The sequence below is a fragment of the Pseudactinotalea sp. HY160 genome, assembly GCF_009372055.1.
GTDB lineage: Bacteria > Actinomycetota > Actinomycetes > Actinomycetales > Beutenbergiaceae > HY158.
This window is the reverse complement of record NZ_WHMT01000026.1, coordinates 1-18,941: the sequence shown is the minus strand read 5'-3', so window position 1 is coordinate 18,941 and position 18,941 is coordinate 1. Positions and strand designations below refer to the sequence as shown.

Below are 18,941 nucleotides of genomic sequence, written 5' to 3'. Positions count from 1 at the left end.
GTGCTGTCTCCTTGATGGTTACTTCTGGTTCATGGCGGCCGCGTGGACGATCACGTGGTCGATGAAGCCGTATTCGAGCGCCTCGTCGGCCGTGAACCAGCGGTCCCGGTCGGCATCCTTGTTGATCTGTTCGACGGACTTGCCGGTCTGCTCCGCCGTGAGTTCGGCCATCGTGCGCTTCATGTGCAGAATGAGCTCGGCGTTGATCTTGATATCGGTGGCGGTGCCGCCGATGCCGCCGGAGGGCTGGTGCATCATCACCCGGGCGTGCGGGGTGGCGAAGCGCTTGCCCTTCGTGCCCGAGGCGAGCAGGAACTGGCCCATCGAGGCGGCCATCCCCATGCCGAACGTGGCCACGTCCGGCTGCACGTACTGCATCGTGTCGTAGATCGCCATGCCCGCCGTGACCGAGCCACCCGGGGAGTTGATGTACAGCGAGATGTCCTTGTCGGGGTCCTCGGCCGCGAGCAGCAGCATCTGGGCGCAGATCTGGTTGGCGTTCTCGTCGCGAACCTCCGACCCGAGCCAGATGATCCGCTCCTTGAGCAGGCGGTTGTAGATGCTGTCGCCGAGCGTCGACTGCGAGGGCTCGGACGCTGCGGCGGTGATGCGATCGGGTGTGTGACTCACGGATGCTCCTGACTTCGCGGGTGGCTCACCAGACTCTAACGCCGCCCCGGCCTCGGACCTGCCCGCGGGCGCCGTTGTTTCGCTGCCAGCGCACAGCCCCGCGGCCCGCCTCGATGGGCCGCACCGCGCCTCGACATGCGAACGGCCGGCGGGTCGTCCCGCCGGCCGTTCACGCGCGATTCGCGACTCAGGCGTCCTTGGACTCCTCCGAGTCCTCATCCGAGGCGTCCTCGTTCGAGTCGTCCTCGACGACGACGGCCTCCTCGGCCGCCGCCTCGACGTCACCGGTCACATCGACGAAGTTCCCGGCGGCCGCCGCCGCGGCGGCGTCCTCCTCGTCCGAGCCGATGTAGGCGCTCAGGTCGACGGCCTCGCCGGCGGCGTCCACGACGCTCACCGCGCGCAGCGCGATCGCGAGCGCCTTGTTGCGGGTCAGCTCGGCCACGAACAGCGGGATCTGACCGTTCTTGTCGGCGTTGGCGATGAACTCGTTCGGGTCCTGGCGGGACTGCTGGGCCATGCGCAGCAGGTACTCCACGAGCTCCTGCTGGCCGACCTGCGGCTCGACCTGCTCGCTCAGGGCATCGAGCACGAGCTGACGGCGCAGGGCCTTCGTGGCCTCCTCGGTCACCTCGGCGCGGTGCTCGTCGTCCTCGAGGCGGCCCTCGCCCTCGAGGTGACTGTGCACCTCGTCCTCGATGACTCCGGTGGGCACCGGGAAGTCGGTGGCCCCGAGGAGGTGCTCGAGGAGCAGGTCGCGGGCCTGCACGGCGCGGTTGTTCGCCTTGGCGTCGGCCACCTGCCCGCGCAGGCTCTCGCGCAGCTCGGCGATCGTGTCGAACTCCGAGGCGGTCTGGGCGAAGTCGTCGTCCGCCTCGGGCAGCTCCTGCTCCTTGACGGCGCCGACGGTCACCTCGATCTGGGCGTTGGCGCCGGCGTGCTCGCCGCCGGCGAGCGGGGCCTCGAACGTCGTGCTGCCGCCGGCCTCGAGGCCGATGAGGGCCTCGTCGAGCCCCTCGAGCATGTTGCCCGAGCCGATCTCGTAGGAGACGCCCGCGACCGTGTCGATCTCCTCGCCGTCGATGCTCGCGGCCATGTCGATCGTGACGTAGTCGCCGTCGGCGGCGGCCCGCTCGACGCTCACGAGGGTGGCGTAGTGCTCGCGCTGGCCGTTGAGGGCGTCGTCGATGTCGGCCTCGCTCACCTCGGCGTCGTCGACGGTGAGCGTGACCTCCGCGAGCTCGGGGAGGCTGAACTCGGGGCGGGTGTCGACCTCGACGGTGAACACGAGGTCGTTCGCGTCCTCGGTGATGCCGGGCACGGCGGTGACGTCGAGGGAGGGGCGGCCGATCGGCTTGATGTCGGCCTCGGCGACGGCCTGGCCGTAGAGGTCGGGCATGGCCGCGTTGACGGCCTGCTCGAGCACCGCGGGCCGGCCCACGCGCTGGTCGATGATGCGCGGGGGCACCTTGCCGCGCCGGAAGCCGGGGATGTTCACCTGCGCCGCGACGTCCTTATAGGCCTGGTCCACGTGGGTCTGGATCTCCTCCAGCGGGACCTCGACGGTCAGCTTGACCCGGGTCGGGTCGATGTTCTCGACAGCGCTCTTCACGTACTGCACTCCAGTCAAGTCGGTGGTGGCGCCGTGACCGCGTCGATTCGACGGGTCGGGAGCCGGCGCCCGGTCGGTGCCCGATGGCACGCGAGCGCACACCTCGGGATTGAGGACAACTCTCCCATGCTACGGCACCGCTGGACACACTCGAATCCGAGGTCTTGCTCACGGCGCTACGCCGCCGCGCGTGCGTAGCGCCGTGCGGAGCCACTACCGGCCGGATCGCGCGCCGACCGGTTCGGCCCCGATGCCCGCGCCGGCCTCGACACCGGGCTCGACGCTGGTTTCGATGCTGGGGGCACCCGTCCAGCGGGGGGCGGAGGGCAGTCCCTGCTCCGCGCGGATCGCCTCGTCCTCCTCGAACTCCTCCTCGGCGTCGAGGATGATGGCGGAGGCCTCGTTCGTGATCTCTCCGGCGAATGCGCGACGCATCATGTCGCGGTCGAGCTGCTTCTCCCACGCTGCCACGACGAAGGTGGCGACGCAGTTGCCGAGCAGGTTGACGCTCACCCGCATCGAATCCATGATCCGGTCGGCCCCGAGCAGGAGCGCGACACCGGCGACGGGGAAGATCCCGAGCGCGGCGGCCGTCGCGGACAGGGCGAGGAAGCTCGACCCCGGCACGCCGGCCATCCCCTTGGAGGTGAGGAGCAGGATCCCCAGGGCGGCGATCTGCTGGCCGAGGGTCAGGTCGTGACCGAAGGCCTGGGCCAGGAAGAGCAGCGAGATCGACAGGTAGATCGCGGCACCGTCGAGGTTGAAGCTGTAGCCCGTCGGCACCACGAGCCCGACCGTGGCCCGCGAGCAGCCCGCGTTGGTCAGCTTCGTCATGATCCGCGGCATGACCGCCTCGGTCGAGGCCGTGCCCAGCGCGAGCAGGAATTCCTCGCGGGTGTACTTGATGAACTGCCACAACGGCACCCGCGCCAAGGTCCAGGCGACCACGAAGAGCAGGCCCATGAACACGAGCGCGGCCGCGTAGCAGGCGAGGATGAGCTTGCCGAACGTGCCGAGGGTCTCGATGCCGTACTGGCCGATGATGAAGGCCATCGCGCCGAGCGCCCCGATCGGGGCGACCCGCATGACCCAGGCCATGATCCGGAAGACGACCTCGAGGATGGTCTCGAAGAGGGTGAGCACCGGGGCGCACTTCTTCTGCCCGATGACCACGACCGCCGCACCGAAGAACACCGCGAAGAATAGCACCTGGAGCAGGTTGTTCTCCGCGAAGGCGCCGAGCACGCTCACCGGGATGACCCCGAGCACGAACTCCGCGCCGGACTGGGCCTGGCCGGTCACGCCGTCGAGCGCCGAGGAGTCGAGGGTGGCGGGGTCGATGTCCATGCCCGCACCCGGCTGGGCGATATTGGCCACGATGAGGCCGAACGTCAGCGCGAAGCCGGTGGCGACGGTGAAGTACAGCAGCGCCTTGACGCCGACCCGGCCGACGGACTTGACGTCCCCCACCGCTGAGATGCCGGTGACGATGACGAGGAAGATGAGCGGGGCGATGATCATCTTGATCAGCCGGATGAAGCCGTCGCCCAGCGGCCGCAGCTGCTGGCCCAGATCGGGGAACAGGTGTCCGATCGAGATGCCGAGGACGACGGCGGCGATGAGTTGGAAGAACAGCGAGGTGTAGAACGGCCGTTTCTTGAGCCGGCCGGCGTTGCCCTCGGCCACAGCAGCGATGGACACGTGACCCTCCTTGGTCGTTGGCCCCCCTGTGGGGCTCGGGCCGACCGTACGAGACCCGGTATGTTTCCACAATGCAAGATTTGAGTTTCACGACGTGAACTCTGAGACCGCGCTCACAGCCCGGCCGGCGTTTCCCCGCCACCGCGGGGCCGACCCCCCGCGCTGGACCGTGGTCGACATCACCGGCGGGCGGTGGCCCAGCTCACCCGCGCCGGGCCGCCGACCGCGCGAGCCGAGGAAATCTCGAATCCTGAGACGGACTTTCGGGGGCGCGCGGGGCGCCGTGTCGAGGGCGGCACATCCGGCGACCTTCGCGCACCAGGGCGCGGATGCGACGGTGCCGGGAATTGGTCAGGACTCGGTCAAGCGCGCCCGATCTCGCCTCAAGAACCCCCCACGAATCGGCCACGAGCCCCTATCGTGCAAGTGCCCGATTAGCCTGAGGAGGCTCTGTGACCCATCCGATCGACCGCCGCATCTTCCTGGCGGGACTCGTCGGCGGTGCCGCCACCGTGGGCCTGGCCGCCTGCGGGGCTCCCCCACTCACCGTGCCCGAGCGAGCCGCGACCGGCGCCGCGGTCCCCGGCGCGACGATGCGCATCGCCCGCCCCGCCGCCAGCGCCGCCGAGACCCTCGATCCCGCGAGCGCGCTCTCCGCCTACGAATACCTCGGGGCGATCTACAACCGCGTGGTCCGACTCGACCGCAACGGCGAGACCGTGCCGGACCTCGCGACCGAATGGTCGAGCAACGCCGACGCCACGACGTGGACCTTCCAGCTGCGCCCCGGGGTGCGCTTCCACGACGGCCGCCCGCTCACCGCCCGCGACGTGCGCTACACGTTCGGGCACATCCTCGATCCCGACACGGGCTCGCCCCAGGCCGGCCCGCTCGCGCTCGTCGACTCGATGGACGCGGTCGATGCGACGACGATCCGGTTCAACCTGTCGACCCCGAACGCCGAGTTCCCCTCCCTGCTCACCGCCTACCAGTGCTATGTCATCCCCGAGGACTCCGCGGGCGAGATCGGCCGGACCGGCATCGGCACCGGGCCCTTCGTGCTCGAGTCCTACGAGCCCGCCGGCGCCGGCAAGGTGCGCGCGAACGAGGACTACTTCGACGGCCGCCCCGTCCTCGACGCCATCGAGTTCTTCTCCATCCAGGACACCTCCGCCCGGGTGAACGCGCTGCTCGCCCGCCAGGTCGACCTGCTCAGCCAGACGAACCTCGACAACGCGACCGCCCGGGTCGTGGCCGGCTCCCCCGGCACGACCGTGGCCCGGGTCGAGAACGCGCAGTGGTACACGATCCCGATGCTCGCCACGAGCGAGGAGTTCTCCGACCCGAAGATGCGCGAGGCGATGAAGCTCGCCTACGACCCCCGCCGGGTGCTCGCCACCGCCCTGCAGGGCACCGGCACCCCCGGCTGGGACAACCCGGTGCCGCCGCAGATGGCCGCCTTCACCGAGGTCGAGCGCGAATACGACCCGGACAAGGCCCGCGCGCTGCTCAAGGAGATCGGCCGGGAGGACTTCCGCACGAAGATCTACACCTCCGCCTACGAGCCGAACTTCACGGCGATCGCCACCTCCTTCGCCCACCAGGTCCGCGAGGCCGGGATCCGCCTCGACATCACGAACGTCTCGGCCGACTCCTACTACACCCAGATCTGGATGGCGCAGCCCCTCATGGTGAGCTACTGGTTCACGGGCCGCCCGATCGACCAGCTCCTCAACCAGGTCTTCCGCACCGGGTCGAGCTACAACGAGTCCGCCTGGTCGAATCCGCAGTTCGACGACCTGCTCGACGCCGCCCGCGCCGACACCAACGACGCCACCCGGCTCGCCAAGTACCAGGACGCCCAGCGGCTCATCGTGGCCGACGGCGCCGACCTCACCCCGGTCTTCGGCGACCGGCTCGTGGGACTGTCGACCAACGTCGTCAACTACGACGAGTACGGCTTCGAATTCGACTATCTGAACATCGGCCTGAGGGAGGAACGATGACCCGGCTCGTGCTCACCCGGCTCGCGACCGGGATCATCACGCTCTTCCTCACCGCGTTCTTCGTGTTCTTCGCGGTGCAGGCCCTCCCCGGCGACGTGGCCGCCCAGCTCCTCGGCCAGGACGCGACCCCCGAGGCCCTCGAGGCGATGCGTGCCCGGCTCGGCCTCGACCAGGGGGTCTGGGTGCGCTTCGCCGACTGGATCGCCGGCGCCGTCCGCGGCGACTTCGGCACCTCGCTCGTCTCCGGCGAGCCCGTCGCCGCCGGCGTCTGGTCCGCGTTCGCCAACACCCTGATCATCGCCCTGCCCGCAATCATCGTCGGGGTGGCCGGCTCGATCTGGCTCGGGATCCGGGCCGCCGCGCGCCGCGGCCGGGCCACCGACTCGACGATCTCCGTGCTCGCGCTGCTCGGCATGAGCATCCCGGAGTTCGTCGTCGCCACGGTGCTCGTGCTGCTGCTGGCGATCCTCCTGCCGATCTTCCCGGCCGTGGTCGTGCAGGGCCCCTCGGCATCCTTCGGCGAGCTGGCACCGGCCGCGATCCTGCCGGCCGTCACGCTCATCATCTCGATGGCGGCCTACATCATCCGCGCGATGCGCTCCTCCGCCATCGACGGTCTCGCGACCGAATACGCGACCCTGTCGACCCTCAAGGGCGTGCCCCGGCGGCGCGTGCTGTGGCGGCACGTCGCCCCGACCGCCGTGCTGCCGGTGCTGCCGATCGCCTCGATCAACGTGGCCTGGCTCCTCGGCGGCGTCGTCGTGGTCGAGTCCGTATTCAACTATCCCGGCCTCGGCAAGCTCATGCTCGACTCCGTGTCCACCCGTGACCTGCCGGTGCTGCAGGCGATCGCCATCCTCTCCGCACTCGTCTACGTGGTGGCCAACCTCATCGCCGATCTGACCGCCCTGACCGTCGATCCCCGCCTGCGCACGTACGGACGGCGCGCGCGGGGCGGGGACACGCCGACGCCGGGCGGCCCGCCCGGCCACGTCGACGCACCGACCCCGCACGCCCCCTCCGGGCGGCCCGACCAGGAGGTGACGGCATGACCGCTCCCACCGCCCCCACCGGGGCACCCCGCCCCCACGTCCTGCGCCGCGCACTGCACGCGTTCCGCGCGGATCTGGACCGCTCCACCCGAATCGGGCTCGTGCTCGTGGCGATCACCGTGCTCGTCGCCCTGGCCGCCCCGTTGCTCGCCCCGTACGACCCGGTGGCGACCGACGCCGAGAACGCCCTGGCGGGCGCCGGTTGGGACCACTGGCTCGGTACCGACGCCTACGGCCGGGACGTGCTGTCCCGGCTGTTGCTCGGCGGCCGGTTCGCGCTGACCGTCGCGCTGCTGGCAACCGTCTGCGCGGTGGTGCTCGGCACGATCATCGGCACGATCGCGGCGTTCTACGGCCGCTGGGTCGACAGCGTCATCAGCCGCCTGCTCGACTCGATCCTCGCCGTTCCCGCCGTGCTCGCCCTGCTGCTCATCGTCTCCGTGTTCGGAAACTCCATCCCCGTGCTCGTGCTGGCGATCTCGGTGGTCTACGTGCCGGCCGTGGCGCTCGTCATCCGCGGCGCGACGCGCCCCGTACTCACGAGCGACTACGTTCGTGCCGCCCGCGCCCGAGGCGAGCGGGCGCCGTCCATCATCTTCCGGGAGGTCCTGCCGAATATCCTCGACGTCGTGCTCGTGGAGTTCGCGATGCGCGCCTCATGGGTCGTGCTGCTCGTCTCGACCCTGTCGTTCCTCGGCTTCGGCGTGAACCCTCCCGCGCCGGACTGGGGCCTGATGATCCAGGAGAACCGCACCGCCCTGACCGTGGCGCCGGCCGGAACGCTCGCCCCGATCGTCGCGCTCGCGGCGCTCGTGGTCGGGCTCAACCTGGCCGCCGACGGGCTCGGCAAGTACTTCGGAGTGGACCGGGCCCAGCGAGGAGTGCAGTCATGACCGTCACCACCGATCTCACCGCCCGGATCAGCGGGCTGACCATCTCCTACGCCGCCGGCACCGGCCGGGTGCGCGTCGTCGACGACCTCTCCCTCGACCTGAGGGCCGGGCGCACGCTCGGCCTCGTGGGCGAGTCCGGCTCCGGCAAGTCCACCGTGGCCGACACGCTGCTCGGCCACCTGCGGCCCGGCTCGGCGATCGACTCGGGAACCGTCGAGGTGCAGGGGCAGGACGTGTTCGCCCTCGCCCCGCGGGACCTGCGCGAACTGCGGGGGCGCACGGTCGCCCTCGTGCCGCAGAACGCCGGGCACTCCCTCACACCGTCCATGCGGATCGGTGAACAGATCCGCGAGGCGCTGGCCGTGCACGGGCTGCCCGCAGGAGACGACCGGGTGCACGAGCTGCTCGCCAGGGTCCGCCTACCCTCGCCCGCGCAGCTCGCCCGGCGCTATCCGCACGAACTCTCCGGTGGGCAGCAGCAGCGCGTGACGATCGCGATGGCGATCGCACCGGGCCCGAAGGTGCTCGTGCTCGACGAGCCCACCACCGCCCTGGACGTCATCACCCAGGCCGCGGTGCTCGCGCTCGTGGCCGACCTGCGCGACGAGCTCGGGATGGCGGTGCTCATCGTCAGCCACGACCTCGGCGTGGTCTCGGCCGTGAGCGACGAGGTCGTGGTCATGCGCACCGGAGCGGACGTCGAGCACGGCCCGACCTCCCAGGTACTCACCGCGCCGCGGGCCGACTACACCCGCGAGCTGCTGGCCGCCGCGCCCCGCATCGAGGGCACGGAGCCGCCGCCCCTGCTCGACCTCGGCGCCGACGTGGTGCTCGCCTGCGAGGGCGTGGACATCCGCTACCCGCATGCCCCGCGCCGGGCGGTGACCGACTTCGGAGTGCAGGTGCGCCATTCGGAGACGGTCGCGCTCGTGGGTGAGTCCGGATCGGGCAAGTCGACCGTGGCCACGGCGCTGGCCGGACTAGTGCGGATCGAGGCCGGCCGGATGACCCTGCGGGACGCCGACGGCGCCTCCCACGACCTGGGCGGACCGGTCGCGCGCCGGCCGCGCGCGGTCCGCCGCGGCGTCCAGATGGTGTTCCAGAACGCCGACCTGGCCCTCAACCCGCGCAGGTCCGTCGCCGATGCCATCGCCCGCCCGCTCACCGTGTTCGGCATCCTCTCCCGCAACCAGCGGCGCGCCGAGGTGGAGCAGCTTCTGATCGAGGTGGGGCTCGGGCCAGAATTCGCGCCGCGCCTGCCGGGTCAGCTCTCGGGCGGGCAGCGCCAGCGCGTCGGTATCGCGCGGGCGCTCGCCGCCCGGCCGAGCCTGCTCATCGCCGATGAGCCGACCACCGCCCTGGACGTGTCCGTGCAGGCCGAGGTGCTCGACCTGCTCGACGAACTCCGGGAGCGGCGCGGCCTCGCGTGCCTGTTCATCAGCCACGACCTCGCCGTCGTGCGCCGCCTCGCCCACCGGATCGTGGTGATGAACTCCGGCCACATCGTGGAATCGGCACCGACGTCCGAGCTGTTCGCCGATCCGCGCCACCCCTACACGCGCACGCTGCTCGACTCCGTGGTCGAGCCCGGGCAGTCCCGGCTGCCGGACGCCGACCTCGAGCGCCGCCGATTCCGCATCGACGGCGCCGCCGAGCTCGCGACCGTGGGCACCGACCATCTCGTTCGTCTGGACCAAGGAGTGCATGCCTGATGCTCATGGAGATCGACCCCGCCGCAATCGAGGTGCGGGACCTGTGGATCCCGCTCGCCGACGGCACCCGGCTGCGCGGGCGGGTGTGGCTGCCGGCCGAGATCCCGGCCGGCGGCGTGCCGGTGGTGCTGGAGTACCTGCCCTACCGGCTCGACGACTGGACCTCGGTGCGCGACAGCGAGCGCCACCCCTACTACGCCGCCCACGGGTACGCGTCGGTGCGGGTGGACGTGCGCGGCACCGGCGGCTCGGAGGGCCTGTTCACCGACGAGTACTCCCCCGCCGAGCTCGACGACGGGGTGGAGCTGATCGACTGGCTCGCCCGGGCGCCGTGGAGCAACGGGAACGTGGGGATGTTCGGGATCTCCTGGGGCGGATTCAACTCCCTCCAGCTCGCCGAACGCGCCCCCGCCGCGCTCAAGGCGATCGTGACCGTGTGCTCGACCGACGACCGCTACGACAACGACGTGCACTACATCGGCGGCGCGCTCCTCGGGATCGACATGTCGGCCTGGGCGGGCACGATGCTCGCCTTCGCCTCCCGCCCGCCGCACCCCGACGCCGTCGGGCCCGACTGGGTGGACGCCTGGCGGGAGCGGCTCGAGGGCCAGTACCCGCTCGGGCCGCGCTGGCTCGCCCACCAGGACCGCGACGACTACTGGCGCCGCGGCAGCGCCTGCGAGAACTATCCGGGCATCTCGGCGGCCGTGCTCGCCGTGGGCGGCTGGTCCGACCCCTACCGCGACACCGTGCTGCGGCTGCTGGAGAACCTGCCGGGCCCCGTGCGCGGGATCATCGGGCCGTGGTCGCACCAGTACCCCGACCGCGAACTCGCCCCCGGCCCCCAGATCGACTTCCTCGGCGAGACCCTGCGCTGGTGGGACCACTGGCTGCGGGGCGCCGGCACCGACGTCATGGCGGAGCCGCGGCTGCGCGTGTGGGTGACCGACTCCGAACGGCCCTCGCCCTATATCCGCGAGCGCAGCGGCCGCTGGCGTGGCCTCGACTGGCCTACGGACGACGCCGCTCGCCCGGGCAGGGGCGCCGCGCCGTCCGTACGCCTTCGCCTGGGCGAGGGCCGGATCGCGGTGGACAGCCCGTGGAACACGGGCCAGGACGCGGGCCGCTACTTCCCGTTCGGGAACGCGGCCGACCTGCCGGTCGACCAGCGCGCGGAGGACGGGCGCTCGGCGTGCGTCGACCTGCCGGTGGGCGAGGCCGGCCTCGACCTCGTGGGGCGCGCGCTCGTGCGGCTGCGGCTGAGCAGCGATGCGCCGCGGGCCAACGTCGTCGTGCGGCTGTGCGACGTCGCCCCGGACGGCTCCTCGACGCTCGTGACCCTCGGGGTGCTCAACCTGCTGCGGCGGGCGGGCATGGACCGCAGCGACGAGCTCGTCCCGGGCGACGACGTCGACGTGGAGATCGCGCTCAAGGCCGCCGGATATTCGTTCCCGGCCGGGCACACCCTGCGAGTGGCGCTGAGCAACCACTACTGGCCGTGGGTGTGGCCGCACGGGCAGGCCGGGGCGCTCTCGGTCGACCTGTCGGCCGGCTCGATCGAGCTGCCGCTGCTCGATCCGGCGGCCGTGCCGGTGGAGTTCGGGCCGGCGGTGCACGCCCGCCCGATCCCGGTGACCACCCCGGAGCGCGCGCCGCTGCCGGGACCGGAGCGGGTGACCAGCCACGACGTGGCCGCCGGCGAGACGTCGCTGCGGGTGGATCCGCGCTACGGCGGCACCCGCCGGTACCCGGACGGGCTCGTGTTCCTCGAGGACGCGCTCGAGACCTACCGGATCGTCGAGGGCGACCCCACCTCCCCGACGGCGCGCACCTCGTGGGAGCTCGAGCTCGCCAAGGACGACTGGCGGGCGTTCGTGCGCACGGAGACCGCGCTCACCTCGACCGGCGACGACTTCACCTACACGGCGCGGGTGCGGGCGCGCGCGGAGGTCGCCGGGCAGGAGCGGCTCACGTTCGAGCGCACCTACACGGACGTGATCCCGCGGAGCTCGGTGTGAGTGCGTGGGCCCCGCGATCGCGGGCGTGAGCGAGGTGGCCCGGCGCCGGCTCCCCCCGGCGCAGCGGCGCCGGCAGATCGTCGAGGCCGCGCGCACCCGGATCGCCGCCCAGGGGGTGGCGCGGGCCTCGCTGCGCGACATCGCGGCGGCCGCGGGGGTGTCGATGGGCACGGTCTCATATCACTTCGCCGGGGTGGACGAGATCCTCTCGGCCGTCGTGATCACCGAGGCGCGGGAGTTCTACGCGGCGGCGGTGGCCACGGCCGATGCCGAGGACGACCCCTGGCAGGCCCTGGCGGCGCTCATCGATCCGATGTTCGACGACTCGCCCGCGGTGCTCTCGCACTGGCGGATCTGGACGCACTACTGGGCGGCCGTGGCGCGGCGTCCGGGGATCGCCGGGGCCCACGACTCCCGGATCCGGCACTGGGAGGAGTGCTGCGCCCGCGTCCTCGCCCGGGGGGTCGCGAGCGGGGCGTTCCGGACCGTCGACCCGGCGGCCGCCGCGCTCAAGCTCGCGGCCTACTCCGACGGGCTCGGCGCGCAGTGGGCCCAGGGGGTGACCTCGTTGACGCCCGTGCGCGCACGGACCTGGATGCACGAGTTCGCGCGGGCGCTGCTCGCCGCCTGAGCGGCCGCTGGGGCTTGAGTGGCCGAGTGGCCTGTGCGGCCGCGCGGATCGGACCACGCCGACCAGGGCCGTATCCGCGATTCCCCCGCCGACCAGGGCCAAACCCGCACTTCCCCCGCCGACCAGGGCCGACGCCGCACTCTCCCCGCCGACCAGGGCCGATGCCGCACTTCCCGCGCTGACCAGGGCCGATGCCGGGCTTTCCTTGCGGATTCCGCGGATTTCACCCTGGTCGGCAGCAGATGGGACGGGGCGAAGACAAGGTCGCTTGACACCAAAGGCGCGCGTCAAGCAGACTTGTCATGACAAGGGCACTTGACATCACTGAGCCGCAGCGGGCCCGCATCAGGCATCCGATCGGCCGAACGCCAGGAGGCGCGATGCGGAACAGCGTGCGCGAACTGCGCACCTCGACGGGGATGTCGCAGGCCGAGCTCGCCGCCGCACTCGGCGTCTCCCGCCAGACGATCAATTCGATCGAGACGGGCCGCTACGACCCCTCCCTCCCGCTGGCGATCACGATCGCCCGCCACTTCCACCACCGCGTTGAGGAGATCTTCCATGTCGACGACTGACCGCACCCCGCTCCAGACGTTCCTGCTCGTGCTCATCCCGTTCACCGGCGTCGTGCTGCTCACCGCGATCGGCCTGCTCCTGCGCGAGTACGCCCCGGGGAACATGGGCACCGGCTTCCTCGTCGGGGCGGGCCTGGCCCTCGTGGCCGCCGCGGTCGCGGGCCTGCGAGTGGTGCGCCACCCCGAGCGGGCCACCACGTTCGAACGCGGCTGGACCCAGCGCGGCGACGAGCGCGACGACCTCGTGCTCACCCGCGCCCTGGCCGTGCTCGGCCTGCTCTCGCTGCCGCTGACGGTCGCGGCCACCCTGCTCATCGGCGTCGGGGTGGACCAGCTGCCGATCCTGCTCGCGCTCAACCTCGCCCTCATGGCGACCCTCGCGATCTCCTTCGCCGTGATCAACCGGCGCAACTGACCCCGCGGGGGGATGCAGCGGGGAGGATCGCCCGCCCCCGCGCAGGTCGGCCCGTGGGGACGGGCCTCGGGTTCATGGCCGCGTCGGATCGACCTCCTGCGCGCAGGTCGGCCCCACCCGAGGGCGCACCCGAGAACACCCGAGGGCGGCGCACCCCACAACCACCCAAGGTCAGGGGAGGTCGTCGAGCACCGCCTCGAGGGTCTTCTCTGCCCCGACCTCGTGGAGCAGCCCGAGCGCCCGCAGGTAGGGCCCCGTGAAGGCCGGCCGATCCGCGAGGTCGTCGAATAGCTCCTCGTCGCGGAGGAACGCGAGCGGATCCTCCCCCTGGCGGGCCGCGGCGGCCATGACCCGCTCCTTCAGCCGGTCCACCACGTCGATCGGGCGGCCCTGCTCGTCGACCCCCTCGGCGTAGCGCGCCCACGAGGCCACGATCGCCGCGGAGAGCGCCACCTGCGGGTCCGGGCGCTCGAGCTGCTCGCGCACGACCGGCAGCAGCCACTTGGGGATCCGGTCGGAGGATTCGGCGCACAGCCGCGCCACCGTGTCGCCGATCGCCGGGTTCGAGAACCGCTCGATGAGCTGGGGCCGGTACACCTCGAGGTCGATGCCGGGAATCGGGCGCAGCGTCGGGCCGGCCTCCCGCTCCATGTACTCGAGCAGCAGCCGGGAGACGAGCGGGTTCATCGTGGCGTCGTGGGCGTAGTGGTATCCCATGAGCGCCCCGAAGTAGCACAGCCCCTGGTGTGAGGAGTTGAGCAGGCGCAGCTTCATCAGCTCGTACGGCGTCACGTCGGTCACGACCTGCACGCCCGCCTCCTCGTACGGCGGACGCCCGTCGGTGAAGGTGTCCTGCAGCACCCACTGGAAGAACGGCTCGGCCACGACCGGCCACGCGTCCTCGATCCCGAAGCCGTCCGCGAGCGCCGCCCGGTCCGCGTCCGTGGTCACGGGCGTGATCCGGTCGACCATGGAGTTCGGGAACGCCACGTGTGCACCGATCCAGTCCGCCAGCTCCGGGTCCTTGGCCCGGGCGAACGTGAGGATCGCCCGCCGCGCCACCACCCCGTTGTCCTGGAGGTTGTCGCAGGACATGACCGTGAACGGCCGGATCCCCCGCTCCCGGCGCAGCCGCAGCGCGGCGGTGATGTAGCCGAACACGGTCTCGGGCACCTCGGAGCCGAGGTCGTGGGCGACGTGCGGATCGTCCAGCATGAACTCGCCCGTGACCTGGTTGATGTTGTACCCGCCCTCGGTCACCGTGAGCGAGACGATCCGGATCGCCGGATCGGCCAGCCGCTCGAGCACGACGCCGGGATCCTCCGGCGCGAACAGGTAGTCGACGATCGAGCCGATGACCCGCGCCTGCAGGTCGGTGTCGCCGCGCTTCTCCACGAGCGTGTACAGGTGGTCCTGGGCCGCGAGCGCGTCGCGCATCGCCGCGTCCCCCGGCATGAGGCCGATGCCCACGATCCCCCAGTCCCGGGCCAGGCCGGCGCGCAGCAGGTCGTCGATCGCCTTCGCCTGGTGGGCCCGGTGGAATCCGCCCACGCCGACGTGGGCGATGCCGGCGGTGATCGCCGATCGGTCGTAGTCTGGCACGGCGACCTCGCCGCGTTCCCGGAGCCGCGGGAGCGCGGCGGCGGTGAGGCGGAGGGTGGAACGCTCGGTCATGATGTCCTTCTCTCTTCGCGGTTCCTAGGGCAGGCCCGGCTCACGCAGAGCGGTGGCGGGATCGGGATCGGCGGTGACGCGGGCGGGTGGGGCCCGGTGCGGGTCGAGCAGCAGGGTCCTCGGCTGGGCCACCGAGTGCGCGCCCCACGAGGCGGCCGTCGCGATCGCCCGTTCGGGTCCGCCGGCGGCCAGGCCCACGAGGAAGCCGGCGAGCGAGGCGTCCCCCGCGCCGGTGCTGTTGACCACCGCCGGCGCGGGGGCGTGGGCGTGCCACGTGCCCGCCCCCGTGACGAGCAGCGCCCCGTCGGAGCCCATGCTCACGTACACGTACTCCACGCCGCCGCGGGTCAGCGTGGTCGCGGCCGCGATCACCTCGCCCACGGTCCGTAACGGCGTACGGACGGCGCCCGCCAGCTCGTGCGTATTCGGCTTGAGCAGCGCGACGTCCCCCAGGTGCGTATCGAGGATGTGCGCCAGGGCGGCGTCGGAGGAGTCCATGCCGACCCGGAGGCCCGCGCCGCGGGCCGCCCGGAGCAACTCACCGACGGGAACGAGCGATCCGGGCCGCGGCGCGCCGGCGAGCTGCGGCACCGTGCCGGCGAGCAGGATCCACTCGGCGCCGATGCGCCGCGCCTCCGCGAGGGCGAGGTCGCGCACGGCGTCCCATTCGGCCCGGGTGAGCGGCACGGGGGCCTCGTTCACCTTGGTCGTGGCGCCGGCCCCGTCGAGGATCGTCGTGTTGATGCGGGTGTGGCCCGCGGTGGCCACGGCCGTGAACACCTCGGCGTGGGGGCCGGCGTCGAGCATCGGCAGCGCCTCGGAGCCGAGGGCCGCGACCCCGGCGACCGGGTGGCCCGCGGCCGCGAGCGCGTGGGCCACGTTGACGCCCTTGCCGCTCAGCTCGCGGGTGACCGTGGCGGCGCGATGCAGCTCGCCGGGATGGAGCCCGCCGGGCAGCCGGTAGGTCAGATCGAGCGCGGCGGCGAGGGTGACGGTCACGACTCCGCCGGCCACCTCCGCGGGGCTCATGCGTGGCTCCCCTCGGCCACGGCGACCGTCACGCCGGCCTGGGTCAGGGGCGACACGAGCGAGTCGGGAAGCGGGCAGACGCTGAGGATCGCGTGGAAGTCCGCGGCCCTGGCGTATCCGATGAGCCCCGCCGGCTCACCGCCGTCGACGAGCAGCACCGATTCGGTGGCGCGGGCGAGTGCGGCGCGCTTGAGGGCCGCCGCATGCGAGCTGTGGGTCCGGGCGGCGCTCGCATCCGAGCCGTCGAGGCCCGGCACCACGAAGAACGCCCGGTCGAAGCTGAGGTCGACGATGAGCTCGCGCGCCCACTGCCCGGACTCCTCCCCGTCGCGGGAGACCCGCCCGCCGAGGTTGTACACGGTCACGTGCTCGTGCCGGCTGGCGGCGAGGGCGACCGGCACGGAGTTGGTCACGACCTGCAGGTCGGGGCTGTCCGGGAGGGCGGCGGCGAGCGCCTCGCACGCGCGGCCGGCGTCGAGGAAGATGCTCCCGGCCGCGGGCACGCGTTCCAACGCGAGCGCGGTGAGCGGATGGGAGTCCGGTTCGGCGCCGGAGATGTGCGGGAGCGAGTCGATATAGGAGGCCTTGGCCACCGCTCCGCCGTGGACCCGGGTCAGGTGCCCCTGCGCCTCGAGGGTGCGCAGGTCGCGGCGCACGGTCTCCTCGGCGACCGCGAGGCCGGCCGCCAGGTCCGTCACCTCGACGCGGCGGTCCCGCCCGATAAGGGCGAGGATCCGCTCGCGCCGGTCGGCGATACTCAGCCCGGGGGCGAGGGTCGGCTCGTCGGTCATCGTGTGGTTCCTTCCCACCAGGGCTCCAGGTCGCGGGTCAGCTCGTCGAATCTGCCGATCACATGCTCCCAGTAGCCGCGCAGCGCCGCCCGCGGCGGCACCGGCTCCGCGGCGGGCACGAGCTCCTGCACCGCCTCGATCGAGTCGAAGTGGCCGCCGCCGACGCCGGCGAGGGCCGCGGCTCCGAACGCGCCGGCCTCGGCCGTGCTCACCGCCTGCACGGGCGCGTTCATGACATCCGCCACGAGCTGGGTGTACAGGGGGGAGCGGGAGAGCCCGCCGCCGAGGAGGACCGGCTCGGCCCAGTCGAACCGCTCGGCCAGGGCGCCCGCGTGCAGCCGGTGCATGAGCGCGATCCCCTCGAGCAGGCCGCGCAGCACGTGGGCGCGCGTGTGCGAGCCCCGCAGGCCGGCGATCGTGCCGGTGCCGGGACCGTCGAAGGGGGCCCCGACCAGGTAGGGCAGCAGCAGCGGGACCTCCTCGGCCGCCTCGAGCGCGGCGGCGCCCGCGAACAGGGCGTCGCGCTCGGCGTCGCCGTCGACCCCAAGCAGCCCGAGCAGCCAGTCGAGGGCGGGGGCCGCCGTGGCGGAGGTGGACATGGCGATCCGCAGGTCCGCGGTGATCGAGACCCGGGACTGCCAGCGGGGGTCGACGTGCACCTGCGTGGTCGTCACGCCGTTCGTGGAGAAGGACCCGGCCACGAGCGCGAGCCGGCCCGGCACGAGGGCGCCCATGCCGATCGAGTTGGCCTGCACGTCGTGGAGTCCGACGACGACGGGGGTCCCCTCCGCGAGGCCGGTCGCCGCCGCGGCGGCCGCGGTGACGGCCCCGCCGGGAGCGGCGCTCTCCGCGAGCGGTGGCAGGAGCCGTTCGAGGTCGGCCAGCCCGAACGCCTCGAGCACCTGCGTGCTCCACCGGGCGGTGTGGGTGTCGAGGAACGTGGCGGTCGCGTCCGACAGGTCCGTGCCGACCTCCCCGGTGAGGCGCAGCCGGATCACGTCCTTGCAGAACAGCATCGTGGCCGCCCGCTCGAGCAGGCCCGGATCGTGCCGGGTGAGCCAGCGCAGCAGCGGGCCCGCTCCCCCGGCCGGGGGTCGCTGGCCGGAGCGGTCGAGGATCGTGCGGGCCCGGGGGCCGTCGCCGGCGAGTTCGGCGGCCTCGGCGCGGGCCCGGGTGTCCATGGCCGTGATGGCCGGGCCGACCGCTGCGCCCGCCGCATCGACCAGGTGCAGCCCGTCGCCGTGGCCGCTCACCCCGACCGCACGGATCCGCTCGGGCGCGATCCCGAGCCGGCCCGCCCGGCCCACCGCCTCGGCGATCGCGCCGGCGGCGGCCGACCACAGCTGCGCCTGGGTGCGTTCCGCAAAACCCGGAGCGGGCCGGGAGACCGGGCTGCTCCGCCGTCCCCACGCGATCGGCGCCATCGCGGAATCGTGCACGACCGCCTTGACCGTGGTCTGCCCGGCGTCGACCCCGAGCAGGTAGCTCCCTGACACTCCGTCTCCCCTCCTGATGTGGACCCGACCCGACCCGGCGCGACCCGGCGCGACCCGGCGCGACCCGATGGATGTGGCCGGTGATGCGGGGTTATTTGATGGCGCCCATGGCGAGGCCGCGGACGAGGCGTTTCTGGGCGACCCAGCCGGCGATGATCACGGGGAGGACGGCCAGGGTCGCGGCGGCGGAGAGCGCGGCGAGGAATTGGCCGCGGCCGGAGACGAAGCTGCCGAGGAAGGGCGGGGTGGTGCGGGCGATGGTCGAGGTGAGCAGGTTCGCCAGGAAGTACTCGTTCCAGGCGAAGATGAAGCAGATCAGGGCCGCGGCGGCGATCCCGGGGGCCACGATCGGCACGACGATGCGTAGGAGCTCGGTGCGGAAGCGGGCGCCGTCGACCTGGGCGGCCTCGATGATCTCGGTGGGGACCTCGATGAGGAAGGAACGCATCATCCACACCGCCAGGGGCAGGTTCATGCCCACGTACAGGATCGACAGGGCGGTGATGTTGTCCAGGGCGCCGGCGGCCTGCAGGAGCATGTAGATCGGGATGACGGCCGCGGCGATCGGCAGGAACTTCGTGGAGATGAAGAAGAACAACACATCGGTCGAACGTTTGATCGGCCTGACCGAGAGCCCGTAGGCGGCCGGGACCGCCAGGACCATGACGATGATCGTGGACACGACCGAGGCCGAGACCGAGTTCGT

Annotated in this window: 16 protein-coding genes; 8 read left to right on the top strand and 8 right to left on the bottom strand. The window is 72.3% G+C overall.

Translation table 11 applies throughout. The features are described from left to right. Positions 1–18: 18 nt before the first annotated feature. From GCG21_RS15140 to GCG21_RS15130, 3 genes are all read right to left on the bottom strand, one after another. On the bottom strand, positions 19–630 hold the full coding sequence (locus tag GCG21_RS15140) for an ATP-dependent Clp protease proteolytic subunit (RefSeq protein WP_370460111.1): 612 nt from the start codon (positions 628–630) through the stop codon (positions 19–21). A gap of 187 nt (positions 631–817) precedes the next feature. Beyond that, a complete protein-coding gene (gene tig / locus GCG21_RS15135) occupies positions 818–2,242 on the bottom strand; it encodes a trigger factor (protein ID WP_370517558.1) in 1,425 nt (474 codons plus the stop codon). A 213-nt stretch (positions 2,243–2,455) separates the two neighbouring features. Beyond that, complete coding sequence (locus tag GCG21_RS15130) at positions 2,456–3,943, bottom strand: cation:dicarboxylate symporter family transporter (protein ID WP_370517557.1); 1,488 nt, start codon at positions 3,941–3,943, stop codon at positions 2,456–2,458. A gap of 452 nt (positions 3,944–4,395) precedes the next feature. On the opposite strand from GCG21_RS15130, the gene GCG21_RS15125 reads away from it, so the two are divergent. The 8 genes from GCG21_RS15125 (at position 4,396) to GCG21_RS15090 (ending at position 13,245) form a co-directional block, all read left to right on the top strand. Beyond that, a complete protein-coding gene (locus tag GCG21_RS15125; protein ID WP_370517556.1) occupies positions 4,396–5,949 on the top strand; it encodes an ABC transporter substrate-binding protein in 1,554 nt (517 codons plus the stop codon). Next, positions 5,946–7,001 (top strand): ABC transporter permease, encoded by a 1,056-nt coding sequence (locus GCG21_RS15120; RefSeq protein ID WP_152910508.1) that lies wholly within the window; start codon positions 5,946–5,948, stop codon positions 6,999–7,001. Before GCG21_RS15125 ends, GCG21_RS15120 begins: the two co-directional genes overlap by 4 nt. Next, positions 6,998–7,894 carry an ABC transporter permease gene (locus GCG21_RS15115; protein WP_152910507.1) on the top strand — a complete coding sequence of 299 codons (897 nt, stop codon included), beginning with the start codon at positions 6,998–7,000 and terminating at the stop codon, positions 7,892–7,894. The genes GCG21_RS15120 and GCG21_RS15115 overlap by 4 nt, the downstream gene beginning before the upstream one ends. After that, a complete protein-coding gene (locus GCG21_RS15110) occupies positions 7,891–9,606 on the top strand; it encodes an ABC transporter ATP-binding protein (RefSeq protein WP_152910506.1) in 1,716 nt (571 codons plus the stop codon). The genes GCG21_RS15115 and GCG21_RS15110 overlap by 4 nt, the downstream gene beginning before the upstream one ends. After that, the gene (locus tag GCG21_RS15105; protein WP_152910505.1) at positions 9,606–11,624 is read left to right on the top strand and encodes a CocE/NonD family hydrolase; all 2,019 of its coding nucleotides are present in this window, start codon (positions 9,606–9,608) and stop codon (positions 11,622–11,624) included. Before GCG21_RS15110 ends, GCG21_RS15105 begins: the two co-directional genes overlap by 1 nt. A gap of 4 nt (positions 11,625–11,628) precedes the next feature. Then, positions 11,629–12,255, top strand: coding sequence for a TetR/AcrR family transcriptional regulator (locus GCG21_RS17390; protein WP_370517555.1), 627 nt, complete (start codon positions 11,629–11,631; stop codon positions 12,253–12,255). A gap of 380 nt (positions 12,256–12,635) precedes the next feature. After that, positions 12,636–12,830: a helix-turn-helix transcriptional regulator gene (locus GCG21_RS15095; protein WP_152910504.1), complete on the top strand. Its 195-nt coding sequence runs from the start codon at positions 12,636–12,638 to the stop codon at positions 12,828–12,830. Then, complete coding sequence (locus GCG21_RS15090; protein ID WP_152910503.1) at positions 12,817–13,245, top strand: hypothetical protein; 429 nt, start codon at positions 12,817–12,819, stop codon at positions 13,243–13,245. The genes GCG21_RS15095 and GCG21_RS15090 overlap by 14 nt, the downstream gene beginning before the upstream one ends. Positions 13,246–13,416: 171 nt before the next feature. On the opposite strand, the gene GCG21_RS15085 is transcribed toward GCG21_RS15090, so the two are convergent. The 5 genes from GCG21_RS15085 to GCG21_RS15065 form a co-directional block, all read right to left on the bottom strand. Next, complete coding sequence (locus GCG21_RS15085) at positions 13,417–14,919, bottom strand: mannitol dehydrogenase family protein (RefSeq protein ID WP_152910502.1); 1,503 nt, start codon at positions 14,917–14,919, stop codon at positions 13,417–13,419. 24 nt (positions 14,920–14,943) lie between these two features. Further along, positions 14,944–15,948, bottom strand: coding sequence for a 1-phosphofructokinase family hexose kinase (locus GCG21_RS15080; RefSeq protein ID WP_152910501.1), 1,005 nt, complete (start codon positions 15,946–15,948; stop codon positions 14,944–14,946). Continuing rightward, positions 15,945–16,739, bottom strand: coding sequence for a DeoR/GlpR family DNA-binding transcription regulator (locus GCG21_RS15075; protein ID WP_152910500.1), 795 nt, complete (start codon positions 16,737–16,739; stop codon positions 15,945–15,947). Before GCG21_RS15075 ends, GCG21_RS15080 begins: the two co-directional genes overlap by 4 nt. Then, positions 16,736–18,235, bottom strand: a complete 1,500-nt coding sequence (locus GCG21_RS15070) for an FGGY family carbohydrate kinase (RefSeq protein WP_152910499.1) — start codon at positions 18,233–18,235, stop codon at positions 16,736–16,738. Before GCG21_RS15070 ends, GCG21_RS15075 begins: the two co-directional genes overlap by 4 nt. A 91-nt stretch (positions 18,236–18,326) precedes the next feature. Continuing rightward, positions 18,327–18,941: carbohydrate ABC transporter permease (locus tag GCG21_RS15065; RefSeq protein ID WP_152910459.1), on the bottom strand; the 615-nt coding region annotated here is incomplete at its 5' end.